The sequence below is a fragment of the Mesosutterella porci genome, from assembly GCF_022134585.1.
GTDB lineage: Bacteria > Pseudomonadota > Gammaproteobacteria > Burkholderiales > Burkholderiaceae_F > Mesosutterella > Mesosutterella porci.
In genome coordinates this window covers 140372-159059 of sequence record NZ_JAKNCT010000001.1, presented here as the reverse complement: position 1 = coordinate 159059, position 18688 = coordinate 140372, and the positions used below count along the sequence as shown (strand labels likewise).

Here is an 18688-nt window from a genome sequence, read left to right as displayed (position 1 = left end):
CAATGAAATGGTTTGATCAATTGAAGGGCGACCCGGTGGGGACCATAGCCTCCTGGCAGGACATGCGCTGGCCCTGGGCCCTGATGACCGTGGTGTGCGTGCTGCTTGTCCTCATCGCCCACTACGTGTTCCAGGTGTGGCTCTACATGGCTCCCTGCGAGCAGTGCGTCTACATCCGGTTCGGCTTCCTCACGATGGCCGTGGGCGGGATCCTCTGCCTGATCTCTCCCAAAAACCTCGTGCTCAAGGTGCTGGGCTATGTTTTTGCCATCGCGGGGGCCATCTACGGGCTCAAGTGCTCCGTGAAGCTTTCAGCCATTCACCACGCCGTGCACAGCGATGATCCGGCCGCGATGTTCGGCATGCAGGGCTGCTCCACCGACCCGCACTATCCGTTTGACCTCCCGCTGGCCGACTGGGCCCCGGACTGGTTCAAGCCGACGGGAGACTGCGGCTATGACCTCGCGGTGGTGCCGGACGGTACTCAGCTCTCCTCTCTGCAGGAGTGGTTCATCAACATGTACAACAGCTCGGATTCGTGGTACCTGATTCCGAAGTGGAAGTTCATGAGCATGGCCCAGTGCTGCGAGCTCGCCTTCGGCCTGATGCTGGTGATCCTGGTCGCGATGGCAGCCAGCTTCCTCTACGTCAGATTTAAGCGCAAGACTGCCTGACTCTTCTCTCTCCAAGAGCGGCTGGCCCTTCCCCCGGAGGATTCCTTCCGGGGGGAGGGCTTTTTTCATTCCGCCGCCGCGGTCTCTCAGAACCTGCTGATGCGGACGGTTTCTCCGGCCCCGGCCGGGGCCGCCCTGTCCGAGGAAATCATCCAGATCGTGGGGACTTCCGTTTTCTCCGGGAATTCAGGGTTTTCCGGTTCCGTTCGGGTTCGTTTGTCTGAATTCCGAAAACTATAATGGACGGTCCGTCCGGAATCGATCCGGGCGGGACCGGGAGGCCTTTCCTTGAGGTCTGAGTCCCGGATTCTGCAGAAATAGAGAAGAAAACCATGATGAAACAGACGATTTGCACCGCCGCGGTCGCGGCGGCCGCGATTCTTTACAGCACGGGCGCCTTCGCGTCTGCCGTGGGCTCCGTGACCGATGCCGCCGTCCAGGCGGCAAAGACCGAGGCTCAGAGCCAGGCCAAGCAGGCCGCGCGCGAGAAGGTGGAGCAGAGCGTTGCCGGACGGAACGCGGTTCAGGATGCGAAGACCGCCCGCAAGGCGATGAAGAAGGCGAAGAAAGTGCGCGACGCGGCGCAGGACCCGACCGGGACTGCCGAGCGCGCCGCCAGTCGTGCGGCCACCAAGGCCACTCGCCGCGCCATCAAGTCCGCTCTCTGATTCCCTGACTCCCTGAAGGCCGCGGCCCGCCCGCTCCTTTCAGGGCAGGGGACTGGAAATCAGGGCGCCGGTCTTCTCTTTTCCGAAAAGAGGAGCCGGCGCTTTTTTCTGCCATTAAAGCCTCTCAGCGTTTCTTTCGGCTCTCCGCGGCATGCTGCACCGCATTCAAAAAGCGTTGTGCGGGACGGGTTTCCGCGGCATCTCCCCTTTGTTTCAGTGAAAGCGTGGCTCGTTAGTTATGGAGAGACAGCATGGGTACACAGGAAATCAACCGCAGGCACTTTCTCGGAACGACGGCCGCCTGGGCCTGAACCATGCCGATAAAGTGTGCATGCTCTGCAGGGAGGCCTACGGAGCCAACCGGAAGCTGGTGGACGAGATTGGCGTGAAGTTCAGCGGCACGCTTCTCAAGCACGAGAGTGACCGCCCGGCGCCTCGTAGCCTCAGCACGATCAACGGCAGCGGCTCCGAGATCGCGAACAAGCTTCTCGCGAAGTTTGCCCAGGCAGGAGTCAGTCCGCGGCGATCCGGGCGCAGATGATCCAGACCGACAGGATCCTGTGCTTGCCCTGCACGAGCCCGGATGAGAAGGGCTTCGGGATCGGCCGGGCATGGGCCGGGCACACTCAGGCCTGCGGCTTCTGAAGCAGGAAGGGGAGTGCACCCGAAGGAATTTGAGAAATAAATATAAAAACGCGTTGGGAAACAAAAAAATAGCGTGGCAAACTTCATGCCACGCTTAAAATTAGGTCTATACCGACCATATCCAAAGGAGAGATTGCCTCATGCGCCTGGGCCCTGTCGGCGGCAGGACCGGTGGAAAAGCACCGCGTGCTGTCCCATCGCACGGAAAGAACTTTACCGGAGCAGCCTGAAATCAGGGGTTTAAAAGTGCTACCAAGTGTTTTCCCAGATACGACGTAGAAACAAATCATTGGGAACCGGGGTTTGAGCGGGAAGGCCGCGGCCACCTGGGATTCCCGCTCTCAAAGCGAACGACGATCTGCGCCGTGGCGGGAGGTAACCGTTACAGCTCCTGCCTCACGAGCTCGAGCGGCCATCGTTACGATAATCCGAGCACGAACGAGGTGATCGTGGGCCTGCACCACAATTTCTGACCGAACTCAATCTCGCCTTTTGTGACGCTCGCGCCTGTCTCTGTCCCCTTATTTCAGCGCTTCTCCTTTTCCCCGGGGAAGCGTTTTTTGCAAACGAAAGCATCTGTTCGTGCCGGGAGCGCCGCAGTCCGCGGTTTTACTGGGGAAGCGCAGCCTTCCTGTCGCCGCGGATTCTGCGCGGGCAGAAAGGAGACAAAAAATAGCGTGGCAAGCTTCATGCCACGCTTAAAGTCAGGTCTATACCGACCATATCCAAAGGAGAGATTGCCTCATGCGCCTGGGCCCTGTAGGCGGCAGGGCCGGTGGGAAAGCACCGTGCGCTGTCCCATCGCACGGAAAGAACTTTACCGGAGCAGTATGGAATCAAGGGTTTAAAAGTGCTACGGAGTGTTCTGCGGGATACAAAGCGGAAACAATTCGATTAAAAAGGAAGGAGTGCGCGGCCGGTTGGGGGCGGCCGTGAGAAAAGCAAAAAAATCCCCGCGGGGAAAGCTCCCGCGGGGTGCGAGCCCCGAGTCCCGGGGCCCGAAGCGCCTGAGGAGGCGCTTATGCGGAGCCGATTACCTCGCCCCGCGCTTCGCGTTCTCGTCCATCGCGAGCTTGGCGACTTTGCGAGCGAGCACTGCGGTCGGGTCGACTATCGCGACCGTGGTCCCGGCAATCGGGAAGGCGTCGGTCTCGTCCAGAATCAGCGGCAGCTCCGTGCAGCCGAGAATGAGCACGTTGCAGCCCTTCTCGCGGACCATGTACTCGGCAGCCGCCAGCAGCTGATCGCGGCATTCGCCCTCGGTGTAGCCCGCCTTGGCTCCTTTCGGGCCATAGATCGCCGACATCACGAGCTTTTGATTCTCCTCGTCGGGGACGAAAAGCGGCAGTCTCATCTTTTCAGCCTTCTTCGAGTAGATGCCGGTCTTCACGGTGCCGGAGGTGGCAAGCAGCCCGATGCGGGGCTCCTTGAAGCGCTTCTGAATGTCTTCGAGCGCCGCCACCTGCATGTCGATGAAGGGCACGCGGATGCGCCGCCTGATATAGGGCAGGAAGGCGTGAGCCGTGTTGCAGGGGATGATGATTGCGTCGCACCCGTTGTCCTGCAGGCGCTTCGCGGTGTGGTAGAGGGCGATCGTCGGATCGGTGCCGCCGGCGAGCAGGCAGGCCGTGCGGTCAGGAACCTGCGGATCCTCGTCGATCATGAGCTTGAAGTGCTCCTGGTCGGTCTTCGCGGGCGTTGCCTTCACGATCTTGTTGAAGAGGTCCACGGTGGCCGCGGGCCCGAGCCCGCCGATCAGGCCCAGCCTGAAGCCGCGGGCGACAGGCTTGGGAGCGGACTCGAAGAGCTTCTTCGCGGCGCAGTCCGGGCAGTCCTCGGGCCCGAGGGCGACCACCGGCGTGGTGAGCTCGGCCTGCAGCTCCTCGAGGTACCCGGAGACGCGGGCGCTCGGGATCACGATCACGTCGGCGCCCTTAGCCTGGAGCCGCAGCGCGGAGTCGCAGGCGAGCATCTTCTCGTCGCGCAGTCTCGTGAGTTCGTCATCTCCGTCCGTCCGCAGGGCCTCCCAGTCATGCAGGATTTCGGCCTCGCGTCCCGTCTCGCGGGAGACTTCCTCGACCGCGGAAGTGAATTCATACGCCCTGGCGGGCAGGATTCCCGCCACAACGCCAATCTTCAGTGTGTTCATCGTGAGCTGATTCCTTATAAAAAAGCGCAGTCCCCTTGGAAAAGCGGACTGCGCCTGATCCAGCCAAAAAGCGAGGCCGGAGGGGCGGACCCTTCCGCCCTCCGGCCGGAGCCTGAAGGCCTTTTTCAGGCCTTCTTCAGGGCTCCCCGCCGCCGAAGTTACATCTCGAACTTCGGAGCGATGAGGTTCTGGAAGGAGAACACTTCGTTCCACTTTTCCTCGCTCATCAGCTTACGCTCTTCAACCACGATCTGGTGCAGAGACTTGTGCTGCAGGTAGCCTTCCTTCGCCATCTCGGCGCACAGCATGTAGCCGAAGTGGGGCTTGAGCAGCGTCACGATTCCGAGGGAGTTCATGACGAGGTCCTTCGTGTGCTCGGCGTTCGCGGTGATGCCGTCAACGCACTTCTCGCGCAGCGTGATCATGGCGTTCGTGAGGACCTTCATCGAGGTGAAGACCGCAAACGAGATCACCGGCTCCATCACGTTGAGCTCGAGCTGGCCGGCGGAGGCGGCGAGCATCACGGTGGTGTCAAGGCCGATCGCGAGGAAGCAGGCCTGGTTGGTCACTTCCGGGATCACCGGGTTCACCTTGCCCGGCATGATCGAGGAGCCGGGCTGGCGCATCGGCAGGTTGATTTCGGACAGACCCGTGCGGGGACCCGAGGCGAGCAGCCGGATGTCGTTGCAGACCTTCGTGAGCTTCACGGCGAGGCTCTTCAGGGCCGAGGAAATCGCGACGTAGGCGCCGCAGTCGGAGGTGGCGGCGATGAGGTCCGTGCTGTTGTGGAAGTCAATGCCGGTCTGCTCGGAGAGGTACTTCACGGCCTTCGCCGGATAGTCCGGATGGCAGGTGACGGTGGTGCCGATGGCGGTGCCGCCCAGGTTGATCACGCGCAGATGCTTCTGGGCGTCCTTGATCGTCTCGATCTCGTCCTCGATCGTGCGACCCCAGCCGTGGAACTCCTGGCCCATCGACATCGGGACGGCGTCCTGCAGGTGGGTGCGGCCCATCTTGAGCACGTTTTTGAATTCATCAGCCTTCTTGTAGAAGGAGTCGCGCAGCTGCTCCAGGGCCTTCAGCAGATCCTCGGAGCGCAGGTACATCGCGAGGTGCAGCGCGGTCGGATAGGTGTCGTTCGTGGACTGGCCGAAGTTCGCGTGGTCGTTGGGCGAGACCTGCTTCTGGGAGCCCTTGGGCAGCCCCAGCTTCTCGCAGGCGATGTTGCAGATCACCTCGTTCGTGTTCATGTTGGTGGAGGTGCCCGCGCCGCCCTGCAGCCAGTCGGTCACGAACTGGTCGTGGTACTTGCCTGCGAGAAGATCGTCGCAGGCGGAGATGAGGGCGTCGGCGACGTTGGCCGGAATCGTGCCCAGCTCCTTGTTCGTGCGGGCGGCGGCCTTCTTCACCTGGGCGAAGGCCTCGATGAAGTACTTGTCCTCGCGCATGGAGTGCTCGGTGATGTGGAAGTTCTCCTTGCCGCGCAGCGACTGCACGCCGTAGTAGACATTGTCCGGGATTTCAAGGTCGCCAAGGAAATCGTGTTCGATACGAGACATTTCTTCATCTCCTTAAAACTGATGGCCTGCGCGCCGCAGCGCGGAGAGCCGTCCGTGATATAGATTTTCAGGCGGGACTATCCGAACCGGCCTAATCCTTATCGCCTAGGACATATTCTGTATATCAAACATGGTTTAGTAAAGGGTAAATTAAGCCATTAATAAATCAAAATTGATCACTAAATGAAAAAATATGAAAACATTGAAAACCTGAAGATTTTCTGCGAGACGGTGAACTTCATGAGTGTGAAGCGGGCGAGCTTCGAGCTCGGGGTGGAGCCGAGCAACGCGTTCCGAACGATCCGGCAACTCGAGCATGACGTCGGGGTGCCGCTTTTCAACCGGCAGACGCGGCCGATGAGGCTTACGAAGGAAGGGGAGATCTTCTACCGCTACGCCTCCGGGATCACGAAGCTCAACCAGGACATGCTCGCCGAGCTCGAGGACGACGTGGACAAGCTTGCGGGCCGCATCCGCGTCTCCTCCACCGCGGGCTTCCGCCAGGTCTTCCTCACCCCCGCGCTCGTCGAATTCCAGATGTCGAATCCGGACATCGTGCTCGAGCTGCACGAGATGACGACCGGAGTGATGGACGTGCTCTCGGCCGCCTCGGGCAACGACGTCGTGATGACCTACATGCCGACCGAGGAGCTGCCTCCCGGCATGGTCGTTCGGGAGTGCGGCGAGATGCCCTTCATTGCCTGCGCCTCGCCCCTTTATCTGCAGCGCTTCGGCGAGCCCGAGAGCCCTTCGGCCTGCGCGCAGCACCTCGGGGTGCTGCTCAACATGCCCAACCGCCGCTCCGTCACCTACCTCACGCACGGCTCTGTGGCCGAAAAGCTCGAGTGGAAGCGCTCGATGACTTTCAACAGCCAGATCAACGCGAGGGACGCCATGGTGCTGGGCGGCGGGATCATCCCTGACCTCGCCTTTTATTTCGCGATCGAGGGGCTGCATGACGGACAGATCCGGCCCGTGATGCGCGGCTGGAGCCGCCCCCCGCGCATGCTTTGTCTCTTCGCGCCGGGAAACGCCTACAGGAAGCGGCGCGTGCGCTATTTTCTCGACTGGCTCGAGGCCCGGGTGAACCGCATGATGGAGCACACCGCAAAGGAATACCGCTGGGTCGCCTGAGGATAAACTGGAGTCATCGAAACCACAAGGCCGGAGGAGGCTATGACGGAGAACACCAATTTCACGCTGCCGGACTCGGATGGAGCCGAGTTCAAGGCTTCAGAGCACCTTCCCCTGGTGCTGTATTTCTATCCGAAGGACAGCACGAGCGGCTGCACGACGGAGGCGCGCGAGTTCACGGAGCTTGCCGGGGAGTTCCGGAAGTTGGGCTACACGGTGGCGGGCGTCTCGCGGGACTCCCAGAAGAGCCACCAGAACTTCATCTGCCGCTACGGGCTCGGGATCACGCTGCTGTCGGACCCGGAGGAAAAGGTCTGCCGGCAGTTCGATGTCATCCATGAAAAGAATATGTACGGCCGGAAAGTGCAGGGGGTCGTGCGAAGCACTTTCGTGATCGGGAAGGACGGGAAGATTGTTTTTGAATGGAGGAAGGTGAAGGCCGCGGGGCACGCCGCGCAGGTGCTTGAGGCCGTCAAGGGGGCCTGAGGGGCAGGCGCCCCGCACCTTTTTTCAGCCGAGAAGCCGCGAGAAGCGCCCGCCGCGGGCCCGCAGCTCGCGCCTTGCCCAGCAGAAGGCCGCGCCGTTCACGACGATGAATGCGATGCCGCCCAGCACCGCGATCACAAAGCCCCTGGAGCCCGAGACCCAGTCGGGCGGCACATAGCGCAGCAGACCGTCGCGCGCGATGATGTCATGCAGCACGAAGCGGTTGAAGAGTGTGAGGAACACGACGGCGGCTGCATCAAAGAATAGATTGAAGCATTTCATGAGAGCTCCCTCCCCGATGCCCGTGAGGAAATGCGGGGGCGCATTGCCTGCGGCGCTGAATCAAACATAGCGCATCGGCGGGAGGAAGGGGAGCTTTTCCGCCCGCCCCTCGAGGAGGCGGGGCGGGAAGGGCGCCGGCGGACGGGAAGGCCGGCTTTCCGGCTGTTCCCTTCCTCCGAGCCCTCGGACGGCGCCTTAGAAGTAGTGCACCGTGCCCACCACGAACTCCGCGCCGTGCCTGCGGTTCGTGCCGTTTGAGACCTCTTCCTTCTGGTCCACGTAGCCCGCGTTCGTGTAGAGGTGGGTCCTCTTCGTGAGCACGTAGTCAAAGCCCGCACTCACGCCCCAGCGGCGGATGTCGCTCTTTTTAAGATTCGGCGTCGACTCGGAGAGCTCCGCCTTCATGAATCCGCCGCCGATTTTCGCCTTTCCGCCGAAGGCCGGGAACTGCAGCACGAAGGTGCCGCCCGCGCCGTCATAGCCTTTGCCGCTTTTCGCTGCGATCCAGCCGCCCACGGAATTGAGCGTGCTGTCTTTGAAGACTTCGGCGATGAGATAGGGCTTGACGACGCCGAAGTCATAGGCGGCCGAGACGTTGAGCGACATCGGGTCGCGGCTCACCCGGTCGGTCTGGGCGATCGAGGCTCCGCCCGCCTCGCTTCCCAGGTTCGTCGTGTCGGCGATCGCCTGCAGGAAGAGCAGGCCGGACATGTAGCGGGCGGCCGCCGCGAAGTAGCGCGCCTTGTTGTTGTACGTGGCGCCTTCCTGACCCGAATAGGCGTTGGAGTACTGGAAGTGGAGGTCGAGCCCGCCCATTTTCGGGGTCGAGTAGACGATCGCGTTGTCCGCGTACCAGGCCGTGCCGGTCGTGTAGGCCTTGTAGCCGCCGGCGAACTTGCTCAGGTTGGAGCCGAAGGGGTTCACGCGGTAAGAGTTCATGAGCGAGGTGGAGCCCACCACGCCTTTGAGCAGCCCCAGGTGCCCGGCGCTCACCTTGCCGAAGGGGCCGGCCACCGAGAGCGAGGCCTCGCGCTCCCAGAGCGTCCCGGAGGTCTGTAGCGTCCCGTCGTCCGCCTTGAACTGGTTTTCGAGGATGAAGCCCACCTTGTAGTCGCCGATCTCCTCGGTGCCTTTAAAGCCGATGCGGGAGCTGTTGCGCATGCCGCTGTTGAGCGACGTGGCTGTGCTCGAGTCGACGCGGCTGCCGTCCGCGTTGGAGCCCGAGGTGTGGGCGACGCCCACGCCGAGATCGATGACGCCGTAGACCGTGACGCTCGCAGCTGCGGCCGGAGCGCTCGCCGCGGCCGCTGCTGCGGCGGCGAGAAATAGTTTCGCGAGTTTCATGCTGTTGTTCTCTCCTTGGAATTCCTGCTGTGCGTTTCGAGGGGCAGGTGCTTTGATGCTTTCCTGCCTGCAGTACGCTTTTCGATTCTACGGATGGGGCGTTTTGTACAAAATGGCTCAAAGCGAAAGAAATAATTGTAGAAAAAGGCAAAAAAAGCCTTGTCCCGCCCGGGCGGAAAATCGATGAGCCCGAAGCCCCGCATCCATGGGCCTGTGTGCGGCGTCTGCCTCAGCAAGTCCCTGAGAAGGCCGCCAAAGCTTCGCCGGGCGGTCTACCGGCTGGCGGCGCAGGCGGCCGGGACTGAGTCTCGGAAGGGGCGGAGCCCGCAGCGAAGGACCGGCCGGGGAAGAACCGAAGGAGCGCGTCCTGACATGCAAAATTGCAATGAAAGCCGATAATGAATCGGCATTTAACATTGATGCGCGCTCTGCCTAGAATGCCCGCAGGCTTTGCTTTTCTTTTGGGAGCACAGGAAAAAAATGGCAGAAAAGAAGGAAATGAGCGTCTTCCCCGCGGGCGGCGTGAACCCCTACGGGAAGTTCTTCGTCGGGACGAGCTACCTCAATATGCTTTCCACCGAGCAGGTGACGGTAGGCAACGTGACGTTCGAGCCCGGGTGCCGCAACAACTGGCACATACACCACGCGGTCAAGGGCGGCGGACAGATGCTTCTCGTCACCGCCGGCAGGGGCTGGTACCAGGAGTGGGGAAAGAGCGCCCGCGCGCTCGGTCCGGGCGATGTCGTTCACATCCCGGCGGGCGTCAAGCACTGGCACGGGGCTGCGAAGGACAGCTGGTTCCAGCATCTCGCGATCGAAGTGCCGGGCGAAGGCACCCGCACGGAGTGGTGCGAGCCGGTTTCGGACGAGGATTACGCGAAGCTGGGCTGACCGGCTGAGGCCCCTCTGTTGAACCTTCTCTGATCTAAGCTATTTCGCTTACCTGAAATTTGCGTTAGAGTTTGCGCTTGTTTTTTATTCGGCTCGGGGAAAGCCGGCGAATTTCAGGAGGAACCATCCCGATGGACGAGAAGGTGAAGCAGGAGACCGAAAAGCTTCTTCTGGAAGGCTACGCGGTGAAGACGTCGGAAGATTTCTGCGCCCTGAAGCCCGCGGATCTTGCCGCTCTTTACACCGATCTCCAGGAGCTTGAGAAGCGCTTTGGGCTCGATGACGCTGCGATGGAGCAGGTCATGAAGTCGATTCTCGGCTGAAAAGCGCCATGAACGGAGAGAACTTCCTCGCCGCCTCGCTTGCGGCTCAGGCCCAGGCCTCGCGCTCTTCCTCTTCGGACTTTGCCTTCAGGGCTCCACCCGAAGCCGAGTCGATTCTGTTTCGCTTCCTGCCGGTCTCGGGCGGCCAGTTCGCCGCCCGGAGCCCCTCGGAGTGGTTTGAGCGCTGCCTCGCAATGGGCGCGCAGCGCTTCGGCTGCGAGCTTCCGCTCGAGCCCGGGAGCCTTGCTCCCGCCCGCGTCCTCGTCGATTTTTCAGACGGCCGCCGCTCGGCCTTTGCGGCCCGCTGGTTCAAGGCTTCAGAGGGCCGCTACACCGTCGCCTTCCAGGAGCGGCACGGCGAAGGCGAAAAGCCGCTGCAGGAAGCCCAGCGGGCCGCCCTCGAACTGCGCTCGGCCCTTGAGGAGTCGGCGGCGCTCGCCGCCCGGCTCGGGCTTCAGGCTTACAGCGCCTGCTTCGGGCGCGCCCTCGCGATTCTTCGCGGAGAGGCGGGCCTGCCGGCGCGGCCTTTCTGGCCCGTTCTCGGGGGTGCGGCCGGACGTCTCTTTGACGCCGCCTTCGCGAGCGACGTCTTCGAGCACCGGGGCGGCTGGGGAACCCTGGGCCGCAGGTGCGCCACAGAGGCCGGAGCGCTTGAGCCCTACGACCGGGTCGTCCTGAGACTTTTCCTTGCCACAAGGCACGCGGCGATGGCCGCGGCGGCTTCCGCGGGCTGCGAATCGGACAAGAAGCAGGGCATTCCCGTCCACCGGCCCGGTTTTCCCGCCCGGGGGCTGCTCAGGCGTCTTCGCGAGGCGCTCTAAGGGCGGAGGTCTTTTCGTTCCAGCCGGCCTGGGCTTCTCGTTTTCAGGACGTCTCGCTTTTGCCTGTTAGCGGGAGCCCCGTGCCGCCCGGATTCTTTTCCCTTGCTGCTCCGATGATGATCGAGCGCATCCACTGGCTGAGCGGGTCGTTTTCAGATCGCGCTGCCCAGAGCAGCAGCGATGTGACCGTGTCGGTCGGCCCGTAGTCGGTGAAGGCGCGGGCCGGGATCATGAGCAGCTCGTCCTCGGTTGCGTCGATCGCGCGGCGCGCCGCCGACTCTAGCGTCCACTGCACGAAGTCCGACTCAAGCAGAAGGGCCGGATTGGTGTTGAAAAAGGGCGAATAGAGCCTTTTCTGCCCGGGGCCGCGCTCGTAGCCGCAGGGGTCGCGGAGCGTGCGCGAAAAGCGCGGGTTCATGATCTGGGTGTAGGGCGAGAGGGCCCCGAGGGTGAGCTCCCCCTGCCGTAGCCAGAGCCTTGCCGCCGGGTGGTCGCGCCTTAGCAGCAGGCAGTAGCGGTCCTTTTCGAGGGGAGCGGCCCGGATTTCTCTCCTGTACTCCGGGAAGGCGTAGATCGCGAGGTTGGCCTTGCCCGAGATGAGCTGCCACATGCCGTTGCGCCTCAGGGACATCACCTCGAGCTCGAGCTGCGGGGCCTCGCGGCTGATGCGCGGCAGCACCGGCGCGAGGATGTTGAGGAAGTTGTTGTCAGTGATGAGGATGCGGAACTGGCCCTTGAGCCGCGAGGGCTCGAAGGCTTTCGAATCGTAGAAGTGTTCGAGGGAGTCGAGGAGAGGAAAAAGCCTTGCTGCGATCTCCTTCATCCGCGGGGTGGGCAGCAGGCGGCTGCCGCTTCGGACAAAGAGCGGATCGGAAAACCGGGTCCGCATTTCGGCGAGCCTGCGGCTCGCGGTCGAGTTCGAGATCCGAAGCGCTGCCGCGGCGTCGCGCAGCGACTCGGTCCTGAAGAGTCCGGCGAGAAGCTCCAGATCTTCGGAGCTGGGCAGCGCGGCGTGTTCGTTCTGAACCATGGAAGAGGCCTCAGGGTCTGGCACTGACGAGGGCGATTATAGCGGGGCGCCGTCCGTCCCTCGGGCGGCGCGGACTGTCCTACAATGCATGGGAAATTTTTCTTCCCTCCCCTAGGAGCGCAGGATGGAAATTGTTTTGAAGGAGCGGGTCTATCCCGAAATCGCCGCGTGGGCCGATGAGCTTGCAGCCATCCGGCGCGAAATACACGAGACGCCCGAGCTTGGTTTTGACACGCCCTTTACCGTGGCGAGGATCGTGAAGTGCCTGCAGTCCTGGGGCATCACGGGAGTGGACACCGAGACGGTGCCCGGCGGCGTTGCCGCGGTGGTCGACGGCAGCCGCCCCGGGCCCACGATCGCGCTGCGCGCCGACATCGACGCGCTGCCGATGGAGGACTGCTCGGGCAAGCCCTGGAAGAGCCGCATCGAAGGGCACGCGCACACCTGCGGGCACGACGGGCATCAGACGTGGCTGCTCGGGGCGCTGCGCTACCTGCGGCTGAAGCGCGGCTTCCCCGGCCGCGTGGTGGGGCTCTTCCAGCCCGCCGAGGAGCCGGGCAAGGGGGCGATCGCGGTGATCCAGTCGGGCTTCTTCCAGAAATACAACGTGAGGGAGATCTTCGGTGCGCACGACGACCCGTTCCTCGACAAGGGGGTCTTCGGTTTTCGGGCGGGGCCGCTGCAGGCGGCCTCCGACACGTTCCAGGTGACGCTGCGCGGCGTCGGCACCCACGGCGGCCGCCCGCATCAGGGCGTGGATCCGATTCCCGTGGGCTGTGCGATCGTGAGCGAGCTGCAGACGATCGTCTCGCGCCGCGTGAACCCGATCGAGACCGCCGTGGTGTCGGTCTGCTCCTTCAACGCGGGGCGGCTCGAGACGCTCAACGTGATCCCCCACATGCTTACCTTCAGCGGCATCGTGCGCACGTTCGACCCCGAGATCCGGCGTCTGGTCGAGGAGAAGTTCAAGAAGATCGTGAACGGGGTCGCGGAGGCAAACGACTGCACCGCGGAGATCACCTACACGCACCTCATCTGCGCGGTGAACAACTCGAGGCCGCTTACCGAGGCGGCGATCCGCGTCGTGACCGGGCTCTTCGGCTCGCAGCACGTGCGTCCCTCGATTGACCCCATGATGGGTTCGGAGGACTTCGCCGAGTACCAGCGGGTGGTGCCGGGCTGCATCATGCGCTTCGGAATCCGCGACAAGGACCACACGGTGCCCCTGCACAACCAGACCTTCGACTTCAACGATGAGGTGCTGCCCGCGGCTTCGACCGTGTTTGCGGCTCTCGCGAAGGACAGGCTTGAGACGCTCGCCCGGGGCGAGGAGCCCTGCGGGCAGTTATAAAAAAAGCGGAGGGGAGCCCGTCCGAAAGCCTGTCGGAGGGGGCGCCCCGGGCTCGTCCTTTTAAATCGTCTGGCGGCCCCGGACGAGCTCAAGCAGCGCGTAGATCGCAAGCGCCATCACCCCGAGCACGAGGCAGAGCGCCGTGGCTGCGTCGAAGTCGCCGCGCCCGACTGCGTTGAAGATCTCAAGCGAGAGCGTGCTCGTCTTCTGCTCGATGTTGCCGCCCAGCATCATCGTGATTCCCACTTCGCCCGAGGCCCGAGCGGTCCCGAGCAGGAGCGAGGCGGCGAGACTGCTGCGGATGAGGGGGAGGGTGACCAGGAAAAAGACCTTGAGCGGCCTCACCCCGCAGGTGAGCGCGCAGGCCTCCAGGTTTCGCAGCGAAGGGCTCTCGAGCGCTACCTTCAGGGGCCGCAGCACGAGCGGTAGCCCTGCGATGAAGGCGGCGAGGTACACCCCGAGGGGCGAGAAGACGAGCCTCAGTCCGAAGAAGCTGTAAAGCGGTCCGCCCAGAGGCCCGTTTCGCCCCAGCAGCAGAAGCAGCAGATACCCGAGCGCAATCGGCGGGAAGACGAGCGGCAGCGTCGAGACGAACATCAGGCAGCGCGGGAGCGGCCCGTCCCTTCTTGCGCAGTACCAGGCGAGCGGCAGCCCCACGGCGAGGAAAAGCGCGAGGCTCGCGGCGCAGGCCCTGAGGGTGAGCGCCATTGGGAAGACGAGGTCGCTTTCCCGCAGGAGCTCGAGCATCTGAAGGGAATCGGCCATGGTTTGAGGATGCGCCTAATCCCTTCAGTCCGCGGTGATTTCCATCTTGATGTCGAAAGGCCGCCCGAAGTAGGGCCAGGTGGTGACAAGGAAGTCCGCCCCGGCCTTTGCGTACAAGCCGGCGTTTTCCGCCTTCACGCCGCCTGCGGCGGAAACGAGCAGCCCCGGGCGCTCGGCCTTCGCCTGTCCGATGAAGCCGCGCAGCGCCTCGGGCGAGAAGCGCTCGCACTGAACGATGTCAGCGCCATGACGGGCGAAGGCAAAGGCCTCCTCCGGGCTCGAGGCCTCAACTGCGATCTTCCGCTCCGGATCCTGAGCCTTCACCGCCTGCAGCCAGTCGAGAAAGTCGGGCCGGAAGACGCGGTGCTGGTCGAAGACGAGCACGGACTCCGAGAGGCCCATCCGGTGCACGACCGCACCGCCCGCGAGCCCCGCGTAGAGCGAGAGCAGCTTCGTACCGGGAAAGTGCTTGCGCGTGAGGGCGACTTGGCAGCGGGGATTTTCGGCCTGGGCCGCGTCGACCATGGCGCGGGTCCGCCCCGAGATTCCCGAGCTGTACTCGAGGATGTTCTGGGCCGTCTTGTAGACGGCGTGGATCGCGCCCGCGCTGCCGCGGGCAACGATGACGGGCTCGCCCTTGGGCACCCGGTCGCCGTCGGCGTGAAGCACCTGCACGTCAAGCCCCGCGCGCCGGAAGATCCGCGCGGCAGGATCGATCCCCGAGACCACCCCGTCGGCCTTGGGGTAGCAGCGCACCTGGCCGCGCCGGTTCTCGATCCCGAGCAGCTTCACCGTAAGGTCGCCGTAGGGTATGTCCTCGGAGAGGACTTCGTCGAGGAAACTGTCCGGAATGAAAAACATGATCGCTCTTCCTCCTTCTGGCTCAGTCGATGCCGAAATTCTTGAGGATGCGCTTCGCCTCGGGGGTCTTCAGAAAGCCGAGGAAGGCCTTCACGTTGGCGTCCTTTTCGTGGCCCGAGACCACGAGGGCCACCATGTCGATCGGTGGATACCCGTCTTTGATCTCAAGCGAACCGCCGATCTTGCCGGCTCCGTGGGAGACGACCTGGCGGTTCACGAACCCCGTGTCAACCTCGCCGCGCGAAACGTAGGAGAAGACCTGGGGGACGTTGGCGACCTGCATCGTCTTCGCCTTGAGCGACTGATCCCAGCCGCGGCTCTTCAGGTAAGCCGCGCCCGCGCGCCCGTAGACCGCAGCCTTCGGGTCGGGCAGGGCGATCGTCTTCACGGCGGAGCCCTGCAGGTCGTCCGGGCTCTTGAGCGAGAGCCCCTTTCTCCAGACGAGCACGAGCGGCGTGCGCCCGAGGTTCTGCTCCGTGGAGAATTTGACCGGGGTCTTCAGCCGCTCGAGCGTCCCCTTGTCGGTGATCACGACGTTCACGTAGCTGCCCGAGGCGATCTGAGCGAGCATCTGCCCGATGTTGCCGCCGTAGCTTTCAGAGACGCTCGCGCCGGACTTCTGCTTCCAGGCCGCGACGAGCGCCTTCGACATCGGGACGTAGCCCGCGCCGGTCGTGACGGAAACCGTTTCGGCCCGGGCCGCGCCGCAGGCAAAGAGCGCCGCGAAAGCTGCTGCGACGATGATTTTTCTCAGCATCTGGAGTTTTCCTTTGTAGATTTCGCTATTCAAATAACGATACGATGAAGATGAATAGCGATATTTAATCACAAAGCGGGGACTCCCGCTGAAGACACGAGGCGAAGGAGGGGGGATGAGAAGCCCGTTCCCTCTTTGGTCTTCGTCCCGGGGCCCGGCGCCCTGCGCTTCTGCCATAATGTCGCACAGTAGGCGCTTAGGCTGCCGCCCTTTTACGCACAAGGCAATGAGTTCTCAGATCCTTTTGATCACCGACATGGCCGGCTACGGCAAGGTCGCCCTCTCGGCGATGCTCCCGATCCTTTCGCACATGGGGCACTCGATTTACAACCTGCCCACGGCCCTCGTCTCAAACACATTCAACTACGGAAAGTTCGAGGTGCTCGATACCACCGGGTACATGGAGAACACGCTCCGCATCTGGCACGAGCTCGGCTTTCGGTTCGACGCGGTGTTCACGGGCTTCACGGCCTCGCGCGCGCAGGCCGACCTCGTGCGGGGCTTCTGCGCCGAGCAGTCCGGGCTCGGGGCAAAGGTTTTCACCGATCCCATCATGGCGGATCAGGGCTCGCTCTATCTTGGGCTTACCGGCCAGACCGTCGGGTACCTGCGGGAGCTCGTCGCAGGGGCCGACGTCACGGTCCCCAACTACACCGAGGCGTGCCTGCTCACGGACACGCCCTACCGGCGCGAGAGCCTCACCCGAAGCGAGGCCCTTGATCTCGTCGGGCGCGTCTGCAGTCTTGGCGCGAAGTCCGTCGTCATCACGAGCGCGCTGGTCGACGGCCTGCCCCAGGTCGCGGGGTATGATGCCGCGAGCGGCGGCAGCTTTCTCATCCCCTATGAGGAGATCCCCGTGTTCTTCCCCGGCACCGGCGACATGTTCTCCTCGGTCCTCATGGGCCGGATGATGGAGGGCCGCGGGCTCGAGGATGCGACCCGCGCCGCGATGAACGTGGTGCACGACCTGGTGGCGATCAACCGCGGCAACCCCGACAAGTTCCGCGGCGTGCAGGTTGAGAGCTCGCTCGAGGTGATCGACCGGTACTAGCCTGGCTCAAGTTTTTTCCCTTTTCCTTTCATTTTTTCTTCTTTAAGGCTCAGTCATGGCAAAGAGCAGATCAAGCAAGATTCCCGAGGCGCTGCAGCTCTGGATTGAAACCGGCATGGCGGTGAACCGCCTCTTCAGGCTTTTGAAGCAGGGGATGGATCCGGAGAAGTCGCGTCAGGTTCTCAAGGTCCTCGAGAGCGCGAATCGCAGGATTGAAGCGATCACGGGCGCCGTTCCCGGGCAGTCCGAGGCGAGCGTAAAGTTCGACGGCTTGAAGGAAGTGAGCGCGAAGCAGCTTCGCAAGCTGATGGAAAAGACTCCTGTGCTCAAGGTGAAGATGGAGTTCACGGAGGGCCTGGGCGAGGAGCCCCGCGGCGAGGAAAAGCCGAAAAAGGAAAAAGAGAAGGCCGCGGCGGCCAGCGACGGTGCGAAGCCCGCGGCCCGCAGGCGCGGGCGCCGGCGCTCTGCCGCAAAGACACCGGTCAAGGCGGGCTGACTAGTCTTTTTCCGGCTTCAAGGAAATCCCGGATTTCCCGAACTGTTCCTTCAGCCGGTTTTAAGCCATAATACATTTTGTTACACTGCAAGAGCCTTGGAACCGCCTCCGCCGTATAGGAGAGAGCGTCCGGGGGTGTTCCGGCCAGGCAGTTAACACAAAAAATCCCGAAGGACTTCCTTCGGGATTTTTGTTATGGGCTCGGCCCGGGCCGTTTTCGATCAGCTGAAAGTTTCCCTGGCTGGTGCCCCGGTCCACTCCCCGGCTCCGGCCTCAGCCGGCCACCTTATAGATCCTTACCTCGGGCTCAGCGCTCCAGGTAGGCTCCAGCCTCACGAAGACGTCGTTCTTGAAAAGATCGCTCACAAGGTAGGCTTTTGCGTGTTCGACCGTATCGAAGCCGTGAATCACCTGCACGTCCTTCCCGCGCGACAGCAGCTCCTTGGTGAGGGCGCCCGGGAGGAGTGCCCATCAGGCCGTCGAACAGGCCCAAAGGTACATAGCCGAAGGGTACAGCTGCGTGGTGGAAATGGACCTCGCGAAATTCTTCGATACCGTCAACCATGATCGCCTGATGTCGAAACTGGAAAAGCACATCGAAGACAAGATGCTCCTGAGGCTCATCCGCCGATACCTTCGCACGGGCATCATGACGGAAGGCATGGTACAGGCGAGGGATGAAGGAACTCCGCAGGGGTCGCCGCTCAGCCCGATTTTGTCCCTGATCGTTCTGGACGAACTGGACAAATACCTCGAAAAGCGGGGCCTGCGATTTACCCGGTATGCTGACGATAACAATGTTTACGTCAGATCGAGGAGAGCGGGGGAACGAGTGTTCGAGAACTTAATCGCTTTTATAGAGGGGACGCTCAAGCTGCGAGTCAATCGCGACAAGAGCGGCGTGTTTCGCCCTAACAGAGCGAAATTTCTCGGCTACACCTTCATCGGCACAACAGGTGCGCCCAGCGCGCACCCGAAAAGCTTCGGACGGCTCCGTGACAAACAGAAGGACATCTTCTACTGTGCGCGAGGAACTTCCCTGCGCGCAGCCATCGCGCGGCTAAACCCAGTCCTGCGAGGATGGAGACAGTACTTCAGACTGGACGAACGCAGGGGCGTCTTCGAGGAACTCGACATTCACATCAGACGACGTCTGCGCAAGCTCATAGGGATTGCGTGGAAGAACCCGCGGACGAGAGAGCGAAATCTGATCAGAAGGGGCATAGCCCCCGAAAGAGCATGGAAGAGCTCGGTCAACGGTCGCGGGGCGTGGTGGAATTCGAAAGCCCTCCACATGCGGCAAGCGTTCGACAACAGCTTCTTCAAGCGGATGGGGCTTTTCAGCGTCCTCGAGATGCAGTAAGCCCGCCTCTTACGTTTGAAAACCGCCGGATGCCGAAC

Annotated in this window: 21 protein-coding genes; 12 read left to right on the top strand and 9 right to left on the bottom strand. The window is 62.7% G+C overall.

The features are described 5' to 3' along the window. The first annotated feature begins 2 nt into the window (after positions 1-2). From dsbI to MAF45_RS00755, 3 genes are all read left to right on the top strand, one after another. Positions 3-674 (top strand): protein-disulfide oxidoreductase DsbI, encoded by a 672-nt coding sequence (gene dsbI / locus MAF45_RS00765; protein WP_237977644.1) that lies wholly within the window; start codon positions 3-5, stop codon positions 672-674. 332 nt (positions 675-1006) lie between these two features. Further along, entirely contained in the window at positions 1007-1342 is a 336-nt protein-coding gene (locus MAF45_RS00760) for a hypothetical protein (protein WP_237977643.1), read from the top strand. Between the two features lie 331 nt (positions 1343-1673). Next, on the top strand, positions 1674-1883 hold the full coding sequence (locus MAF45_RS00755) for a hypothetical protein (RefSeq protein WP_237977642.1): 210 nt from the start codon (positions 1674-1676) through the stop codon (positions 1881-1883). 1137 nt (positions 1884-3020) lie between these two features. Here the strand turns inward: MAF45_RS00755 and cuyB are convergent. After that, on the bottom strand, positions 3021-4136 hold the full coding sequence (gene cuyB / locus MAF45_RS00750; RefSeq protein ID WP_237977641.1) for a cysteate racemase: 1116 nt from the start codon (positions 4134-4136) through the stop codon (positions 3021-3023). Between the two features lie 158 nt (positions 4137-4294). Continuing rightward, positions 4295-5695 carry an aspartate ammonia-lyase gene (locus MAF45_RS00745; protein ID WP_237977640.1) on the bottom strand — a complete coding sequence of 467 codons (1401 nt, stop codon included), beginning with the start codon at positions 5693-5695 and terminating at the stop codon, positions 4295-4297. Positions 5696-5878: 183 nt separating this feature from the next. Here MAF45_RS00745 and MAF45_RS00740 point away from each other — a divergent pair, with 183 nt between their 5' ends. Both MAF45_RS00740 and MAF45_RS00735 read left to right on the top strand, forming a co-directional pair. Continuing rightward, a complete protein-coding gene (locus tag MAF45_RS00740) occupies positions 5879-6829 on the top strand; it encodes a LysR family transcriptional regulator (protein WP_237977639.1) in 951 nt (316 codons plus the stop codon). Between the two features lie 42 nt (positions 6830-6871). Continuing rightward, on the top strand, positions 6872-7315 hold the full coding sequence (locus tag MAF45_RS00735; RefSeq protein ID WP_237977638.1) for a peroxiredoxin: 444 nt from the start codon (positions 6872-6874) through the stop codon (positions 7313-7315). A 24-nt stretch (positions 7316-7339) separates the two neighbouring features. Here MAF45_RS00735 and MAF45_RS00730 read toward each other — a convergent pair whose 3' ends face one another. Then, positions 7340-7597, bottom strand: a complete 258-nt coding sequence (locus MAF45_RS00730) for a hypothetical protein (RefSeq protein ID WP_237977637.1) — start codon at positions 7595-7597, stop codon at positions 7340-7342. 195 nt (positions 7598-7792) lie between these two features. Continuing rightward, positions 7793-8941, bottom strand: a complete 1149-nt coding sequence (locus MAF45_RS00725; RefSeq protein ID WP_237977636.1) for a porin — start codon at positions 8939-8941, stop codon at positions 7793-7795. Positions 8942-9421: 480 nt separating this feature from the next. Here MAF45_RS00725 and MAF45_RS00720 point away from each other — a divergent pair, with 480 nt between their 5' ends. From MAF45_RS00720 to MAF45_RS00710, 3 genes are all read left to right on the top strand, one after another. Further along, complete coding sequence (locus MAF45_RS00720; RefSeq protein ID WP_237977635.1) at positions 9422-9832, top strand: cupin domain-containing protein; 411 nt, start codon at positions 9422-9424, stop codon at positions 9830-9832. 131 nt (positions 9833-9963) lie between these two features. Beyond that, positions 9964-10155, top strand: coding sequence for a hypothetical protein (locus MAF45_RS00715; protein WP_237977634.1), 192 nt, complete (start codon positions 9964-9966; stop codon positions 10153-10155). Positions 10156-10163: 8 nt separating this feature from the next. Then, positions 10164-10976 carry a hypothetical protein gene (locus MAF45_RS00710; protein ID WP_237977633.1) on the top strand — a complete coding sequence of 271 codons (813 nt, stop codon included), beginning with the start codon at positions 10164-10166 and terminating at the stop codon, positions 10974-10976. 43 nt (positions 10977-11019) lie between these two features. Here MAF45_RS00710 and MAF45_RS00705 read toward each other — a convergent pair whose 3' ends face one another. Then, a complete protein-coding gene (locus MAF45_RS00705) occupies positions 11020-12006 on the bottom strand; it encodes a LysR family transcriptional regulator (protein WP_237977632.1) in 987 nt (328 codons plus the stop codon). A gap of 124 nt (positions 12007-12130) precedes the next feature. Between MAF45_RS00705 and MAF45_RS00700 the strand changes: the two genes are divergently transcribed. Further along, the gene (locus MAF45_RS00700) at positions 12131-13357 is read left to right on the top strand and encodes a M20 metallopeptidase family protein (RefSeq protein WP_237977631.1); all 1227 of its coding nucleotides are present in this window, start codon (positions 12131-12133) and stop codon (positions 13355-13357) included. A gap of 60 nt (positions 13358-13417) precedes the next feature. On the opposite strand, the gene MAF45_RS00695 is transcribed toward MAF45_RS00700, so the two are convergent. From MAF45_RS00695 to modA, 3 genes are read right to left on the bottom strand one after another with little or no spacing between them, the layout of a single operon-like run. Continuing rightward, positions 13418-14122, bottom strand: coding sequence for a molybdate ABC transporter permease subunit (locus tag MAF45_RS00695; protein ID WP_237977630.1), 705 nt, complete (start codon positions 14120-14122; stop codon positions 13418-13420). Between the two features lie 24 nt (positions 14123-14146). Continuing rightward, positions 14147-14983, bottom strand: a complete 837-nt coding sequence (gene modD, locus MAF45_RS00690) for a ModD protein (RefSeq protein ID WP_237977629.1) — start codon at positions 14981-14983, stop codon at positions 14147-14149. 22 nt (positions 14984-15005) lie between these two features. Then, a complete protein-coding gene (gene modA / locus MAF45_RS00685) occupies positions 15006-15740 on the bottom strand; it encodes a molybdate ABC transporter substrate-binding protein (RefSeq protein WP_237977628.1) in 735 nt (244 codons plus the stop codon). Between the two features lie 226 nt (positions 15741-15966). Here modA and MAF45_RS00680 point away from each other — a divergent pair, with 226 nt between their 5' ends. Then, positions 15967-16791: a bifunctional hydroxymethylpyrimidine kinase/phosphomethylpyrimidine kinase gene (locus MAF45_RS00680; RefSeq protein WP_237977627.1), complete on the top strand. Its 825-nt coding sequence runs from the start codon at positions 15967-15969 to the stop codon at positions 16789-16791. Between the two features lie 55 nt (positions 16792-16846). Continuing rightward, positions 16847-17287 carry a hypothetical protein gene (locus MAF45_RS00675; RefSeq protein ID WP_237977626.1) on the top strand — a complete coding sequence of 147 codons (441 nt, stop codon included), beginning with the start codon at positions 16847-16849 and terminating at the stop codon, positions 17285-17287. Positions 17288-17560: 273 nt separating this feature from the next. Here the strand turns inward: MAF45_RS00675 and MAF45_RS00670 are convergent, their stop codons facing one another. Then, entirely contained in the window at positions 17561-17704 is a 144-nt protein-coding gene (locus tag MAF45_RS00670) for a hypothetical protein (protein ID WP_237977625.1), read from the bottom strand. A 28-nt stretch (positions 17705-17732) separates the two neighbouring features. Here MAF45_RS00670 and MAF45_RS00665 point away from each other — a divergent pair, with 28 nt between their 5' ends. Further along, complete coding sequence (locus MAF45_RS00665) at positions 17733-18650, top strand: reverse transcriptase domain-containing protein (protein ID WP_237977624.1); 918 nt, start codon at positions 17733-17735, stop codon at positions 18648-18650. Positions 18651-18688 lie beyond the last annotated feature (38 nt).